The organism is Burkholderia cepacia complex sp. TUM26381, assembly GCF_057439935.1.
In genome coordinates, this window is sequence record NZ_CM172008.1 from 338,746 (window position 1) to 354,441 (window position 15,696).

9 protein-coding genes and 1 pseudogene are annotated in these 15,696 nt (G+C 64.3%); 4 read left to right on the forward strand and 6 right to left on the reverse strand.

The window, feature by feature from the left end; all coding sequences use genetic code 11:
- Positions 1-48: 48 nt before the first annotated feature.
- Both ACWMMN_RS33730 and ACWMMN_RS33735 read left to right on the forward strand, forming a co-directional pair.
- On the forward strand, positions 49-378 hold the full coding sequence (locus ACWMMN_RS33730) for an acyl carrier protein (RefSeq protein ID WP_486424403.1): 330 nt from the start codon (positions 49-51) through the stop codon (positions 376-378).
- 68 nt (positions 379-446) lie between these two features.
- Complete coding sequence (locus ACWMMN_RS33735; RefSeq protein WP_174992340.1) at positions 447-1,439, forward strand: beta-ketoacyl-ACP synthase III; 993 nt, start codon at positions 447-449, stop codon at positions 1,437-1,439.
- Between the two features lie 252 nt (positions 1,440-1,691).
- Here ACWMMN_RS33735 and ACWMMN_RS33740 read toward each other — a convergent pair whose 3' ends face one another.
- On the reverse strand, positions 1,692-2,576 hold the full coding sequence (locus ACWMMN_RS33740; protein ID WP_486424404.1) for an EAL domain-containing protein: 885 nt from the start codon (positions 2,574-2,576) through the stop codon (positions 1,692-1,694).
- 564 nt (positions 2,577-3,140) lie between these two features.
- On the opposite strand from ACWMMN_RS33740, the gene ACWMMN_RS33745 reads away from it, so the two are divergent.
- Entirely contained in the window at positions 3,141-5,240 is a 2,100-nt protein-coding gene (locus ACWMMN_RS33745) for an ATP-binding protein (protein ID WP_340625912.1), read from the forward strand.
- Positions 5,241-5,345: 105 nt separating this feature from the next.
- On the opposite strand, the gene ACWMMN_RS33750 is transcribed toward ACWMMN_RS33745, so the two are convergent.
- The 5 genes and pseudogenes from ACWMMN_RS33750 to ACWMMN_RS33770 all read right to left on the reverse strand — a co-directional run bounded on the left by ACWMMN_RS33750 (position 5,346) and on the right by ACWMMN_RS33770 (position 14,204).
- A complete protein-coding gene (locus tag ACWMMN_RS33750; protein ID WP_486424405.1) occupies positions 5,346-6,086 on the reverse strand; it encodes an NYN domain-containing protein in 741 nt (246 codons plus the stop codon).
- A 400-nt stretch (positions 6,087-6,486) separates the two neighbouring features.
- The gene (locus tag ACWMMN_RS33755) at positions 6,487-7,281 is read right to left on the reverse strand and encodes an OmpA family protein (protein ID WP_422674395.1); all 795 of its coding nucleotides are present in this window, start codon (positions 7,279-7,281) and stop codon (positions 6,487-6,489) included.
- A gap of 111 nt (positions 7,282-7,392) precedes the next feature.
- A complete protein-coding gene (locus tag ACWMMN_RS33760; RefSeq protein WP_486424487.1) occupies positions 7,393-12,036 on the reverse strand; it encodes a YadA-like family protein in 4,644 nt (1,547 codons plus the stop codon).
- Positions 12,037-12,402: 366 nt separating this feature from the next.
- Positions 12,403-12,501, reverse strand: a pseudogene (locus ACWMMN_RS33765) (ESPR domain-containing protein); the annotation flags it as partial.
- A gap of 953 nt (positions 12,502-13,454) precedes the next feature.
- Entirely contained in the window at positions 13,455-14,204 is a 750-nt protein-coding gene (locus tag ACWMMN_RS33770) for a response regulator transcription factor (protein ID WP_174992344.1), read from the reverse strand.
- A gap of 518 nt (positions 14,205-14,722) precedes the next feature.
- Between ACWMMN_RS33770 and ACWMMN_RS33775 the strand changes: the two genes are divergently transcribed.
- Positions 14,723-15,637: a LysR substrate-binding domain-containing protein gene (locus tag ACWMMN_RS33775; protein ID WP_059241349.1), complete on the forward strand. Its 915-nt coding sequence runs from the start codon at positions 14,723-14,725 to the stop codon at positions 15,635-15,637.
- Positions 15,638-15,696: the final 59 nt, after the last annotated feature.

The window sequence follows — 15,696 nt, forward strand, 5'->3', positions numbered from 1 at the left end:
GCTGCCGCGCCTTCATTCTTGTCAGTCCGACTTCAGGAAATCGATACCATGAGCGATCAACTTCAAGCTGAAACCATCAAGGGGTCCAAGGTGACCGCGCGGACCATTCTTGCCTGGATTCAGGAATGGACCGAAGCAAACAACCTCCAGGTGCCGACCGATCTCGATCAGACCTTTGCCGATGCGGGCTTCGATTCGATGCATTCGGTCGAACTGGCGTTCTTCCTCGAAGAGCGGCTCAAGATCAAGATCGACGACACGGTGCTCTACGATTACCCGACCTTCATCTCGCTCGCAGAGCATCTTGTATCGCTGAGCCCGCAGGATACCGGCGCCGGCGCGGAGGCTGGCGAGGGCGCGAGCGCCGGAAACTGGTAACACGCGTGCGCCGGCCCGGAGCCGGTTGGCCGCCCGGCGCTTCGTCGAATTTAATCGGAGTACAGAAGATGGCGGAAATCAATCGCGCGGACGGCTGGATGTCGCGCGTCCTCGGTTGCGGGTCGGCACTGCCCGAACGCCGCATGACGAATCACGAGATCGCGCGCATGGTCGACACGACCGACGAGTGGATCACGCAGCGCACGGGAATCAAGGAGCGCCGCATCGCGGCGCGCGGCGAGAATACGTCCGATCTCGCGATCGGCGCCGCGAAGGCGGCGCTGAATCACGCCGGTATCGGCGGGGCCGACGTCGATCTCATCGTGCTCGCGACCTGCACACCCGATCGTACGATGCCGTCGACGGCCGTGCGCGTTCAGGAGGCCATCGGCATGCATGGCGGCGTGGCGTTCGACGTGCAGGCCGTGTGCTCGGGCTTCGTATTCGCGCTTTCGGTGGCCGACAACATGATCCGGCTGGGCCAGGCGCGTACCGCGCTCGTGATCGGTGCGGAAACGATGTCGCGTATCGTGGACTGGCATGATCGCAACAGCTGCGTGCTGTTCGGTGACGGGGCGGGCGCGGTGGTGTTGCGCGGTGAACGGCGTGACGGCGACAAGCCGCGCGGTGTCCTCTCCACGCATCTGCATTCCGACGGACGGTATCAGGACAAGATCCACACGGACGGCGGGGTATCGTCGACGCAAAGCGCCGGCAAGATGCATCTGGAGGGGCGCGACGTGTTTCTGCATGCCGTCGTGAATCTCGCCGAGGCGTCGCAGGAAGCACTCGACGCGCATGGCCTGACCCAGGACGATCTCGACTGGGTCGTGCCGCATCAGGCCAACCAGCGAATCGTGCAAACCCTCGGCGGGAAGCTGAATCTGCCCATGGAGAAAGTCGTGCTCACTGTCGGCAAGCACGGCAACACGTCGGCCGCGTCGATTCCGCTGGCGCTTTGCGAAGCCGTTTCCGACGGACGCATCAAGGACAACGATCTCGTTCTGACGCCCGCGATGGGCTCGGGCTTCACGTGGGGCGCGGCGCTGATCCGCTGGTAGGCTGCGCTTCCTTTTTCTCGACACGATCGTTCGCAGCGGCCCGCATCCGTGGGCTGCTGCACGCGTTGCTTCACGCGAAGCGCGTACGCGCTGGCCGCGTCGAACGGCGTGTTTCTTTCCGGTGCTCGCCGGTTCTTTCCGTCAGGGCCGCGACGGTGACAAAGGTTCACTTTGTGAGCCAACACGCCGTTCTATGATGGCCGCGAGTCACGTGCGGCCATGCTCGCCCGGTTGCCGGGGATACGGTTGCATTTACATCCTCGAATGAGCATGGCGGGAACAGCGGGTAATAAATGCCTCGATGTCCTGCTCCGGAAGCGGTTCACCGAGGTAGAACCCCTGGCCTTCGACACCGGGCAGCGCTGCCGCCCAGTCGAGTTGCGCCGCCGTCTCGATGCCGGAGATCACGATTCGCTTGCCGTGATCCTTGGCGAGGTGCACCAGGGTTTCGACCACGCGTGCGGACTCGCCGTTGTGCGGCACGTCGCGAATCAGCGAGCGATCGAACTTGACGATGTCCACCGGCAGTTGCTGCAGCAGCGTCAGCGAATTGAAGCCGGCGCCGAAGTCGTCGAGCGCGACCCGTACCCCGACGGTTTGCGCGGCATGAATGGCTTCCACCAGCCAGTCGAGCCGGTCGGGGGCAACGGCATCGGTCAATTCGATCTCGAGGCGGCGCGGGTCGAGATCGTGGGATGCAAGGAGGGTAGACAGCTGCTCGGGGAAATCCGCTTGCCCGAGTTCCAGCGACGACAGGTTGATCGCCAGCGACAGCGCGTCGTGGCCGGCCGCCGTCCATTGCGCGAGCGTGCGCGTCGCCAGCCGGACGAGCAATTCGGTGAAGCGTCCGGCGAGGAACGAATCCTCGACCATGCTGATGAACGATACCGGTTCGAGGACGCCGCGTTCCGGATGTTGCCAGCGGATCAGGCATTCGAAGCCGGAAAGGTCGAATGCCTGCAGCGCGAATTTGGGCTGCAGCAGGAAAAAGAATTCGTCCTGGTGAAGTCCTCGTTCGGCATCGCTGAGCGGATGATGGGAAACAAGTGTGCGATTCATGAATGTATTGATGGGCCGAGCCGAGGGGTGCCGCGTGTTCGATGGGGGAATTCTATTGAGTGAATCCGTGATTTTCAACTTTAAATATTGAACAAATGTAACTTTGTTTTGATGGTATCGATTTTATGTGGCGTCTAATGATTGCGATTTTTGCGTGAATTAATGCCGGGAAATATGTAATTATTTGGTGAATTTAAGGGTCGCCTGAAAAATGTGCAGTGCCTTGTATATAAAGGAGTTGTTGTGGCTATTTGAACCTGGCTGCGACGGCGAATGGTTTAAATATTATTCGATATCTTATTTTATTTGATTTGCGAATAGTGGAAATAAATCGATGTCAATATTGTTTACGAAATCATGTATAATTACACCGTTTGTACGTGAATTGATTCTGGTCGGTTGTCAATGAAATTGAAAGGATGTTCGAGTTGAGATGGGTGCCTGGATTACCGGCTTTTGCTTTTTCGGATTCTCCAAATCCGGTGGGCCGGATTTCGAGTGTCGTCCGATGCGATATTGGTGAAACATTGTCGAATTGACATGCTAGGAAGATTTTTCCGTACGCGATTGCGTGGTTCACGTAATGGAGTCAACCCGGCGGCAGCGCTGGCCGGCACCCATCTCGCGCAGGAGTGGGGCGCCTTGACGTTCGCACTCGTGCTGGTCTGCCTGGTGCTGACCGCGAGCCACGCGTTGTATCGCGTCGATCTGGCATTTTTCGATCTCGCGTTTCGGTTGGCGCATGGCAGCACCGCCGAGCCGCTGGCGACGATCGTGGTCGACGATCGCACCGTCGAGCGCCTCGGCGGCTGGCCGTTCAGTGGAGAAGCCCGGATCCGGATGCTCGATCGGCTTGCCGAAAGCGGCGTCACGGCGATCGATATCGACCTCGCGAGCCTGCGCGGTGCCGGTGCGGGCCGTTCCCCCGGCCGTGCCGCGAGCGATGCGCCGGGCCGCGGCAGTGCCGGTACGGCATCGCCGTCGCGCGGCGCCGGCGTCGAGGGCGCCGACGAACCCTGTTCATACCCGGCGTTGCTTCGATGCAACCGGCGCGTCGAACGCTATTCGTACATCGATGTCCTGGACGGGACGGTATCGCCGAACCTGTTGCGCAGCCGTCCGGTCGTGATTCGTGCGTACGCCGGCGATGTGGGCACGCTATCGGTGTGGCCGCAGGTCAACGCGCCGTCGCTCGCGGCCGCGAGCGGACGGGGTGTCGAAACGGACGTCCTCGCTGCGCGCGCGATGCCGCGCCCGGTCGGCTTCGTCGGCGAGTTGCTGTTCAACGAGATGATCGTCTGCCTGATTTGCGCATGGCTTTACCTGTCGAGTCCCCGCGCGGGCCTGGCCGCCTCGTTCGGTCTCTCGGTCGCGATCGCGGCGGCCGCGTTCGCGATGTTCCGTTTCGCGGATCGGCTCGTGCCGCCCGCCACCGGCATGTTCGTCTGCGCGCTGGCTTGTCTGCTGCTGTCGTGGCGCCGTCTGGAGGCCGTATTGCGCTTCGTCGCCGGCTTGTCCGACAGGATGCGGACCGAACCGTCGCTGCCGGCGAAGCCGGTTCCGGCCAGGTATTTCATGGACCCGGTCCAGCGCCGCATCGGCCACGCCGCGTCGCTGAAAGAGCAGGTACGCAGGTATCGCGAGCTGATCGACGAATGGGTCGACAGCCTCCCCGAGGCGACCCTGATCGCGTCGACCACCGGCACCGTGCTGCTGGCGAACAAGCGGGCCGCGGCGTTGTGCGGCGAACTGGATGCGCATCGGGTATCGAGAAGCACGCCGGCGGGGCGATCGGTGTCCGACGTGCTGTTCCAGATCACCGCATCGCATCGGGCCAGCGAATTCGCCACGCAGGCACTGGCATCGCTCAATCGATGGCCGGAAGGCGACGATCTGTCGGCGCAGACGAAATCGCAGCTCGACCAGGGCATCGAAATCGCCAACGCACGAGGCGGGCTGTCGTTGCTGATCAAGTGCGCGCCGATCCGGGCGTCCACCGGTCGTGAAGGCGCGCTGGTCTTTCACGTGGCGGATGTGTCGTCGATGCGGCTGGCCGAGCGGCAGCGCGACATGGCCTTGCGATTCCTGTCGCACGACATGCGCTCGCCGCAGGCGTCGATCCTCGCGCTGGTTTCGCAGGTCCGTCGCGATCCGTCGCGCTATACGCTGCCGCGGTTTGCCGAACTGGTTTCGCAGTATGCGACGCGCGCGCTGAGCCTGTCCGACGATTTCCTGTTCCTCGCGAAGGCGGAGAACCTGCCGCCGAAGCTGTCGCCGGTCGACCCCGCGCTGGTGCTGGGCGATGCCGTCGACGATCTGCTGCCGCAGGCGAGCGCGAAATCCACCGTCGTCAACCTGGTTGCGGAGCCGGGGCTGAGCACGATCGCCGACGTGCAGCTGCTGCGGCGGGCGTTCGTGAACCTGATCGGCAATGCGATCAAGTTCGGCCGGGAAGCGTCCACCGTCGACGTGGAGCTGTCGGCGACCGAGCAGCATGTGAAGATCGCCGTGACCGATTACGGAATCGGGATCTCCGACCAGGACCGCGAAAAGCTGTTCCGGGAATTCACGCAACTGGACGGAAGTTCGTCGTTGTCCGGGCACGGCCTCGGGCTCGCGTTCGTGAAGACGGTCGTGGATTCGCTCGGCGGGAAATTGCAGGTGCGGTCGACGCTCGGCGAAGGGACTACCTTTCTCATGTTCCTGTCGAAACACGATCACGACACGGCGCTGGGTCACTGACCGCGGTGCCGGCGTTGCGCGAATCGGCATGGCGGATGGCGACGCCATCCGTCTGCACCGGCGCTCCGCACCCGGGATGAAGCACATCGTCGTGAAGCCGCGGCGTCAGGCGCCGGAAACGACCTGGATCCGTCGCGCCTCGGGCGCGCCGTTCTGCTTCGCCGGCGATGCCGGCTCGAATTCGAGCACCGTATTTCTCGACGGCAGCCGGGCGAGCACGGACAGGTCCTGCACGCTGCCGCTGCGGAAGTACGCCGGACTGGTCTCGGCGGCCGCGAGCAGCGGCGCATCGGGCAGGGCGGACCGGAACGCGATGAAGCCGTATCCGTCGTCCGGCTCGAACCGGTTGCACAGGCCGCGCACGCGGGAACCGGCTTGCCCCCACGCAGGCAGGCCGGGCGCCGAATCGCGAACCGGAAGCAGGCCGGGAACCAGATAGCCGCCGATGAACTGATCGGCGGCATCCCGCAGGTCGAACGGGACGTTGTCGAAACCCAGCAATTCGACCCGGCCGCCCTTCTTCTGCAGCGCTTTCACCACTTCGACAAAATCGCCGTCGCTCGTTGCGACCAGAACCGTATCGAGCCGGTCGGATTTCGATAACGTGTCGATCGCCATGCCGAGATCCGAATTGGACTTGACCGTCTCCGTGCCGTCTTCGTCGGCGTAGTGCCTGAGCGGCTTCACCGTGACGCGCAATCCCTTGTCCCGCAGCACCGCCTGATAACCCTTGATTCGCGCCTCGTAGTCGACGGAGCGGGCCGCGCGGCGTTCGTCGACGCTCAGATACGCGTGCAGCCTCTGGATCGTGGCACCGGCGCGGCCGGCGCGCGCGCAATACTTCATATCGCATCATGTGGCCGCCATTCGCGTCCATGCTGCTTCCATCCACATAAACCCCGACCCTTCTCGTCATCGAATCCAGAGTGCTGGTGGGTTTCGACCGGGTGACGGGATTGGCGTCGTCGGATCTTGTCGCCAGTCAAAACTGCAGGGGATACGGGTTTGCGCGCGTGGTGCCCGACCCACGACTTGCCCAGGGGAAGGCGATTCGAACCTGGCGAGCCGGCTGCCATGGCGGCCCGATTCGATCATTTGGATTGCAGAATGGTCGCGCAGCGCACCGTGCACAGGCAGTGCGCGATCGGCCGCCCGGCAGCGCGCGATGCCGTTTTCGCCTGTCGGCTCGACAGGCAGCGCCGGTCGCGCAGGCGAGGCGCGATCGGCGCTGCCGGCTTCGCTGCGTTCAGCTGCGGCCGCTCACGGTGATCGAGACGCGGCGATCGGGTTGCAGGCAAGCGATCACGGCGGCGCTCCGGCCTTCGGGGCAGTGCGTGACCGGCTGACTCGAGCCCACACCGTCCGCGTCGATGATGCTGCCGTTCAGGCCGTGCGAGACCAGGTAGCCGCGGACCGTCTGTGCGCGTGCACGCGACAGCGGTTCGTTCACCTTGTCGCTGCCGATACGGTCGGTGTGCCCGACGACGGCGATGCGCGTCACGTCCGCATGGCGCTTGATTCGCTCGATCGCATTGTCGAGTTGCGCCCTGCCAGCCGGCAGCATCGAGTCGAGGCCCGATTTGCCGAACGCGAACAGCGCATCGCTCTGCAGCGTGAACTGCTCGAGGGGCGCGGCCGGCGGCTCGGTTGCGGCGACGGCAGCGGCAGGTTTCGGATGCACGAAATCCTCGCAGGCGGAATCGCGCCAGTACGTGTTGCTGACCTTCATCTGCCGGTCGAAGCGGACCTGGTACTGGCACGAGATCACTTCATTGCCGCGACGGAAGTCGAACAGGTAGTTCCACACATGGCCGCCGACGAACCACTCGTTGAAGTGAGGCGGGCCGAGGAGGTCGAACATCTGGTCCTTGTTCAGGCCCGGCCCGACATTACGCAGATTGCCCACGTTCACGAACGTGCCGCCCTTCGGGCTCGCGGCTCGCGGATCCGGAAATTTGGGCGGCCCGTCGACCGAACAGCCTTCGAGGGCGGCAACGGAAAACAGGCTGACGGACAGCGCAAGTACCCAGTGGATTTTCATGATCATTTTCTCTCGTCGAATAGGAAGCAGCACACCCGCGCACCGCGGCGACGCCCTGCGGAACGTCGCGCGCGGTGGCCGTGCATCGCCGTTGGACGCCGGCTCACGCGATTACCACTGGTAACCCGCACCGATCACGGCGCCGTAGTCGTTGCGCGTGTTGGTCGTCACGGCGGCCTTGTAGATCCAGTGATCGTTGTCCGAGATCGTGGAGATGCCGATTGCCTGTCCCGACTGGCCTCGATAGACGCTGCCGGCGATCGCCACCATGCTCTTGCCCGGCCCGGACGGCTGCGGCAGGCCCGCGACGGCCATGGCGCTCGCCGTTCCTCCGTCCGCGTCGCGCCGCAGGCTTTGAATCTTCGCGTCGGTATAAGCGTTCGCGTTGCCGATTGCCGCATTCAGCTGCTGCACGTTGACGCCGTCGGTGGGGGCGGTGCCCGCCGCGACGTTCGTGATTTGCCGTGGCGAGGTCGAGGTGCCGATCGATACGACGTTGCTTCGTCCGCCGTCGTTGCTGCCTGCACCGATTGCCAGCGAGTTGTTGCCTGTCGACGTCGAGCCCGCACCGAGCGTGGTCGAGCCGGTGCCGGACGCGGTCGAGCCGTTGCCGACCGCCGTGCTGTTCGAGCCCGAGGCGACCGCGCCGTTGCCGCCGGCCGACGAGTTGGAGCCGGTCGAGTTGGCCGGGTTCGACGAGCCGGGGGTGGACGGGAAGCCGCCGGTGCCGCCGTTGGTATTGCTGATGTTCTGGATCATGGTCGTCAGGCTCTGGTTGACGGCCTCGAGCTGGCTGACGTTGACGGCATCGGTGCCGGCCGACCCGGCGGCGACGCTGGTGATCTTGCGGTTTCCGATGTTGACCTCGCCGGCCGACGTTTGCGGGCTGCTCAGGCCGTACGCAATGTAGTTCGATTGCGCGCCCACCGTCGTGACGGACCCGGCACCGAGCGCGATGCTGTTCGCGAAGGTTGCGCTCGCGCCGGCGCCCAGCGCGATGGCATCGGATGCGCTGCTGTTCGCGCCTGAGCCGAACGCGATGCCGCCCGACGTGCTGGCGACCGCGTTGGCGCCCTGGGCGATCGATTGCGGGCCGGTCGCATTCGCGCCGCTGCCCAGCGCGATCGCATCGGCTTGCCCGGAATTCGCGGCCTGGCCGATCGCGACCCCGCCGGGCGCGGTCTGCTGAACCGTCGCACCGTTGCCGATCCCGACGCCGTTGTCGCCGTTGACGACGGTCTTCGGCCCTACCGCGATCGACTCCGCGCCCACGGCGAGCGAATCGGCCGCCGTCGAGTTGGCGTGGAAATACATCGTCGGCGTCACGGAGAACGACTGCAGCGCGCCGGTCAACTGCCTGACCGTCACCGCGTCGTGCGCGCTCGTGCCGTCGGCGACGTTGATCAACTGCCGGTACGTGTTGCCGGCCGCACTGCCGAGCGAGACGGCGCCGAGCAGGGTGGCGTCGGACGTGTTGAACGGCACGGTATGGCTGCCGGCCGGAATGGTGCCGCTGCCAGCCGCGATGGCGCGGTCGGACACGGAGCCCGAACCGATCGCGACGCTGCCTGCAATCGACGCGGTCGTCTGCGCGCCGAGCGCCGTTGCGTTTGCCGCGCCCGATTGCGCACCGGTGCCTGCCGCGAAGCTGCCGGCTGCGCCGGCTAACGCTTGAGGGCCGACGGCGATGCTGTCCGTGCCCGTTGCCTGGCTGTCTGCCAGCGTCGAGTTGGCGTGGAAGTACTTGATCCCCGAGCCGTTGTTGATATTCGAGATCGCGGTCGTGTTCGACGTGACCTGCGCGTTGGTCGCGAACAGCTGCGAGCCGTTCACGGCATCCGTGCTGGTCGCGCTCAACTGGCCGGCCGCGACGTTCTGGATCTGCCGCTCGGCGCCGGGCGCACCGACGCTCACCACGCCCGTGGGCGCCGCGCCCGCGAAGGTGTAGGCGACGCCGCCGATCGTCGCGCCGGCGGTGGGCGTGGCCGCCGTGGTCGTCGCACCTGCCCCGAGCGCGACGCTGTTGGCCACGCTGGTCGTGGCGCCCGAGCCGAGCGCGATCCCGCTGGTTGCCGTGGCCTGGACGACCGCTTGAGGGCCGACTGCGACGCTGTCCGTGCCCAGCGCCTGACTGTCCGCGAGCGTCGAGTTGGCGTGGAAGTACTTGATCCCCGAGCCGTTGTTGATATTCGAAATCGCGGTCGTGTTCGAGGTGACCTGTTCGTTGGTCGCGAACAGCTGCGAGCCGTTCACGGCGTCCGTGCTGGTCGCGCTCAACTGGCCGGCCGCGACGTTCTGGATTTGTCGCTCGGCGCCGGGAGCGCCGACGCTCACCACGCCGGTGGGCGTTGCGCCGGCGAAGGTATAGGCGACGCCGCCGATCGTCGCGCCAGCGGTGGGCGTGGCCGCCGTGGTCGTCGCACCCGCCCCGAGCGCGACGCTGTTGGCCACGCTGGTCGTGGCGCCCGGACCGATTGCAATGCCGCTGGTCGCGCCGGTCTGCACGACCGCTTGAGGGCCGACGGCGATGCTGTCGGTGCCCAACGCCTGACTGTCCGCGAGCGTTGAGTTGGCGTGGAAATACTTGATCCCGGCACCGTTGTTGATATTCGTGATCGCGGTCGTGTTCGAGGTCACCTGCTGATTGGTCGCGTTCAACTGCGAGCCGTTGACGGCATCCGTGCTGGTTGCGCTCAACTGGCCGGCCGCGACGTTCTGGATCTGCCGCTCGGCGCCGGGGACGCCGACGCTCACCACGCCGGTGGGCGTTGCGCCGGCGAAGGTGTAGGCGACACCGCCGATCGTCGCACCGGCGGTGGGTGTAGCCGCGGTGGTCGTCGAACCCGCCCCGAGTGCGACGCTGTTGGCCACGCTCGTCGTGGCGCCCGAGCCGAGCGCGATGCCGCTGGTTGCCGTGGCCTGGACGACGGCTTGAGGACCGACGGCGACGCTGTCCGTCCCCAATGCCTGGCTGTCCGCGAGCGTCGAATTGGCGTGGAAGTACTTGATCCCGACGCCATTGTTGATATTCGTGATTGCGGTCGTGTTTGCGGTCACTTGCTGGTTGGTCGCGAACAGCTGCGAGCCGTTCACGGCATCCGTGCTGGTTGCGCTCAATTGTCCGGCCGCGACGTTCTGGATCTGCCGCTCGGCGCCGGGCGCACCGACGCTCACCACGCCAGCGGGCGCTGCGCCGGCGAAGGTGTAGGCGACGCCGCCGATCGTCGCGCCGGCAGTGGGCGTAGCTGCCGTGGTCGTCGAACTCGCCCCGAGTGCGACGCTGTTGGCCACGCTGGTCGTGGCGCCCGAGCCGAGTGCGACGCCGTTCGTCGCTGCGGCCTGCACGTTCGCGCTGTCTCCGATCGCGACTGCGCCCGCGACATTGGCTTGCGACGCGTTGCCGAGCGCAACCGCGCCTTGTCCGGCCGCGACGTTCGTATTGCCCAGCGCGATTGCGCCATTGCCGTTCGCGGTGTTGTTGGCGCCCATCGCGACTGCACCGTTGCCGGTGGCCGTGTTCGGATCGCCGATCGCCACCGCGCCGTTGCCGCTTGCGGTCTGACCTTCGCCGAGTGCGACCGCGCCGGTGCCGCTCGTCACCTGAGAGTTGTGTCCGCCCGCGATGGAGCCGGTGCCTGCGGCCGCCGCCACCGTGCTGGTGTCGCCGATTGCAACGGTCGATGCGGCTAGCGCCTGCGAAGTCGTACCGATTGCGACACTGCTGGCTGCCGAGGTTTTGGCATTCACGCCGAGGGCGACCGTATTGTCGGCGCTTGCGGTGGCGCCCGGGCCCAATGCAACGGCGGAAACGCCGGAAGTGGAGGCCAGGTTGCCGACGGCAATGCCGAACAGCGTGGACGCCGCGGCGGTATTGCCGATGGCGATCGAACTGGTGCCGCTGGCCGTTGCCTGACTGCCGAATGCCTGCGCGGTGGTGCCGCTGGCGAGCGCGTTGTAGCCGAGCGCAACCGATTGATTGCCGGTCGCCTGCGTGCCCGAACCCGGGACGCCAGCCGTGCCGCCCGGGCCGATCGCGACCGCGTTCACGCCCGACACGCCGCTGTTGACGCCGATCGCGACGCCGGATGCGCCGCTGACGGACGCGCCGGAACCCAATGCCACGCCCGCATCGGCCGTGCCGGCCGTGATGGATTTGAAGCCCATGGCGATCGAATAGCCGCCTGCTGCCGTCGACTGCGTACTCAACGCGGTCGAGTGATCGCCCGATGCGGTGCCACCCGCGCCGAGCGTCGTCGCGGAATTGCCGGACGCCGTCGACGAGTTACCGACGGAAATCGATGACGTGGCTGAAGCGACTGCATTCAATCCGGTCGCTACCGCGTTGTCCGCGGTAGCCCGGGCTCCCGGACCCAATGCCGTGCTGCCGACCCCGGACGCGGTTGCGAAATCCCCGATTGCGTTCGCGTTCTCTGCGGTAGCGACCGACCAGGTCCCGAGCGCGGACGCATTCGTACCGGTCGCGAGCGATCCTTGTCCCAACGTGGTCGCTCCAGTCCCGCTCGCCGTGGCGTTGCCGCCGATTGCCGTAGCGCTGCTGCCGGACGCCGTCGCGGCCTGCCCGTAAGCGCTCGTGCCCGTGTTGTTCGCGAGCGCTTTGGCTCCGGTCGCTGTCGCACTGGTCCCGTTCGCTATGGTATTCGCGCCGATCGCGATCGCATTGATCGTTCCGGAGGCCGTGGCCAGCACACCGAGCGCCACGCTACTGTCCGCGGTCGCGGTCGCAGCAGCGCCGATGGCGGTTGACGCATTACCGTTCGATTGCGTGTGTTCACCCAGTGCGACTGCATTGCCGCCACCCGCACCGGCGGCGAAGCCGAGTGCGATCGCTCCCGGGCCGGCAGCATTGGCGGAGCAACCGGCAGCAATCGAGTTGGTGAATGCGGCGGCCGGGTTGCAGTTGAGGCCGTTGACCGTGACCGATCCCTGTGCCTGCGCGTACCCCAACGCCGGCATGCCCGCGGCGAAGATACCGATTGAAGCGGCGACGACCGCTCGCATGGACGGTTGCCGCATGCGTTCGATCGACCGGGCAGCCGCTGCACGATGCTTGACGGAGCATTCGCCGTCGATGGCTTCGCCACGTCGGTCAACGGCACCTGACGCTCCCGGTTTCCCTTTTCCGCCGGCCGTATCGACTTCCGATACGGCGACGAGCGCGCCGCGCGCCTTGCTCCATATGACCTTGTGCACTCGGTTCATTTTTTCCGACCTCTGTAAAAGAGAAATCTATATCAATGCGGACTGAGTAGTTGTGCTAACTGAGAATTGAAAACGAAGCAACGCAGCGATCTTCTGATCGAGGCATCAAGTGATGCTTGTATGGAAAGCCCGGAATGAACCGAGTTCGCTCGACCGGAAACGGATGTCGGGCCGGGCGTGGAGCTGGGTCGAGGTTGCACGAATCGGGCGTGCGGTTGTGCCGGAAAAGTCGCTCGCGATACGACGGCACGCACTCTCGGCGACCCTGGGGCGCTTCACGATATTTTCCATTCACTTATCTCAATATGAAAAGTATTGCTCGGCGGCAGGCCGCCGTTACTTTAAAAAATACAATTTTTTCTATACGACGGTTCTTTAAAAAATGACGGTCGATTAATTTTGATGGGCTTGTTTGAGCATTGAAATTAATGTCGAATTAATTAAGTGATCGTTGTGATGTTAGATATTAGGAGGGAAGCTTTGAATTAAAAAGTGAACATTTGTCACTTCCTGGTTAATTGATAAAGTGCGGTGACGCCTATTACCCGAAATTGATTGCATCTGCTTGTGCGTGGATGGTCAGCGGCGATCCTCCGCGCGTGAATCAGCGAGAAAACGCCGGGCGCATTGTCGGCGCGCCGACGATTATCAACCGAAGATCGACAATAAATAGGAATTCGAAATTAAAGCGAGCCAATGCGCGACTCGCCAGTGCAGCTCGAGAAAGCCGGGCGCATCGGTCAGCGGCTTTCACGCGCACCGTGGAGGCAACTCATGGGGAAGGGGGTGGCGATAGCCAGGATGTGTAACACCTTTGCGGCGCCGGAATCGGATATTCCCGTTACGGAATCGCGCTTCGTTACCACGACGAAGCGCCGGCGAGTATCGCCCGTGCAAGCATGCGGGAAGCAGCGCCTCCTGCCGCAAACACCGGCTCCCGCATGCGACGAAACTCAGACGCGGCTTTCCATCAGCATGTCGACGTCGCCGCGGACATCGTCCGGCGCATCGGCAGACGCCTTGGTCTGGTCGAGCCGGTATCCCAGCGTATAGACGGCCGACAGGCGCAAGCCGTTCTCGATGCTCAGCTTCAGTTTTTGCCTGATCCTGTAGATATGGGTGTCGAGCGAGCGTGATTCCGTCCCGAGCTCGCGGCCCCATGCGGTCGTCGCCAGAAGCTCGCGGGACATGATCTTGCCGAGGTTGTGAAACAGGCAGGCAACGAGCTGAAATTCCTTGGTCGTGAGCTCGATCTTGCTGTCCCGAAGCCAGACCGCACGTTCCACCGGGTCCAGCACGTATTCGCCCGCCCGAATCTGTTCGTCGCGCTTGACGTTTCGTGCGACGCGCCTCAGCAGCGCATTGACCCGTGCGGCCAGTTCTTCCGCGCGAAACGGTTTGCTGAGGTAGTCGTCGGCGCCGGCCTCGAGCGCGCGCACGACATCGAGTTCCTCGACGCGGCTGGTCAGGAACAGCACGCCGTATTCAACATCGGCGCGCGTGCGAATCCAGTTCAATACCTCGATTCCGGTCATGTTGGGCAGATGCCAGTCGAGCACGACCGCGTCGACGGACTCGGCGCGCAGGAACCGCAGCGCCTGTTCCCCGTTGACGACGACCTTGATCATGTGACTGAAGGAGGCAAGCGCGTTTTGTACTTCCTCGGCTTGAACGGGATCATCCTCCACCACCAATATGCGCATTCGTGCCCCCAAAATATCGTGGCCGGCTTGCTCGACCGGCACCCGTCGGACATGTTTTTGTCACGCAGCAAACGTTTGCGTTTGGGTGCATGCGACATGAACGGTTGGGAAATATAAAGCAATGGAACCGAAACCAAATGTGACTTTTTGTGAAATTCATCAGATGAATCGCATGACCCGATAAAACCGGAAAAAATGACGATATCCGGGTAAGTTTTACCCGCGTCGCGTATCTCGATTCGGTTCGCCAACGGCTTCGCACGTGCGGTGAGAAGAGCGCCCGGACCCCGCAGCAGCGCTGCCGGAAGCCAGCCGGAGCCGAACCGCGATCGTTCCGTTTCGGCGCGCCTGGAATTCGGCGCAGGCGCGCGGCGCAAGTTCTCGCAACGCGGCGTTGCGACGCGAGTCGCCCGGTTTGACGAATCGCGCGCCCGCCTCGTAAACTTTTCGCCATCCCGGCCAGCATCGTGACCCAGGTCGGCTTCAAGTCGATCCGGTTGCAGTCCTCCAAGGCAAACATGGAAATCAAGTGGATCGAGGATTTCATCGCCCTCGCTCAATATCAAAGCTTTTCCCGGGCTGCGGAGTTCCGCAACGTCACGCAGTCGGGCTTCAGCCGTCGCATCCAGTCACTCGAGCAATGGATCGGCGCCGAACTGATCGACCGCAGCAGTTTTCCGCCGGTGCTGACGCCGGCAGGGCGGCTGTTTCGCGAGACGGCGGAAGACGTCCTCAGCCGCTTGTTCGACACACGGGCGATCATCCGCACCGAGCAGCGCATCGCGGGCAAGAGCCTGCAGATCGCGGCGGGCCACACGATCGCGCTGAATTTCCTGCCGTCCTGGCTCAAGGCGCTTGCGCCGCATTTCGGCGAGGTGCGGGCACGCGTCGTGCCGACGAACGTCCACGATTCGATCCTGATGCTCGTCAACGGCAACTGCGAGCTCATGTTCGCCTATCACCATCCGGAGCTGCCGCTTCATCTGGATCCGGTCAGATACGAGCACTTGACGGTCGGCCTCGACACATTGATGCCCGCCTGCCGGCCCAACCGCCGGTCGGCACCCGCATTTCGTCTTCCCGGAACGAAGCAGCAACCGCTGCCGCTCATCTCCTATACGGAAACCAGCTACTTCGGGCGCTGCCTCGCGTTGCTGCTCGATCGTGCCGCCGACGCGCCGGCGTTGCAGCTGCACTATGAATCGGACATGGCCGAGGTGCTGAAAAAGCTCGTGATGGAAGGCGAGGGCGTGGCGTGGCTGCCGCGGAGCACGATCGCCGCCGAGCTGGCGGCCGGCGAACTCGTACCGGCCGGGCCGGCGGCATGGAACCTCGAAATCGAGCTGCGCGTCTATCGCGATGCGTCCAATCGCAACGAGTTCCTGGAGACGCTCTGGCAGCATCTGCGCGCCGAACCGTCGCGGCGCGGCTAGGGTTTTCCCGCCTTATGCGAGTCTCGCATACCGCCATGATGCACCGGCATCATGGTGTG

Excerpts from the sequence above, each read along its gene's own strand:
- ACWMMN_RS33730 (WP_486424403.1), top strand. The coding sequence starts at position 49 with ATGAGCGATCAACTTCAAGCTGAAACCATCAAGGGGTCCAAGGTGACC.
- ACWMMN_RS33735 (WP_174992340.1), top strand. The coding sequence starts at position 447 with ATGGCGGAAATCAATCGCGCGGACGGCTGGATGTCGCGCGTCCTCGGT.
- ACWMMN_RS33750 (WP_486424405.1), bottom strand. The coding sequence starts at position 6,086 with ATGAAGTATTGCGCGCGCGCCGGCCGCGCCGGTGCCACGATCCAGAGG.
- ACWMMN_RS33755 (WP_422674395.1), bottom strand. The coding sequence starts at position 7,281 with ATGAAAATCCACTGGGTACTTGCGCTGTCCGTCAGCCTGTTTTCCGTT.
- ACWMMN_RS33770 (WP_174992344.1), bottom strand. The coding sequence starts at position 14,204 with ATGCGCATATTGGTGGTGGAGGATGATCCCGTTCAAGCCGAGGAAGTA.
- ACWMMN_RS33775 (WP_059241349.1), top strand. The coding sequence starts at position 14,723 with ATGGAAATCAAGTGGATCGAGGATTTCATCGCCCTCGCTCAATATCAA.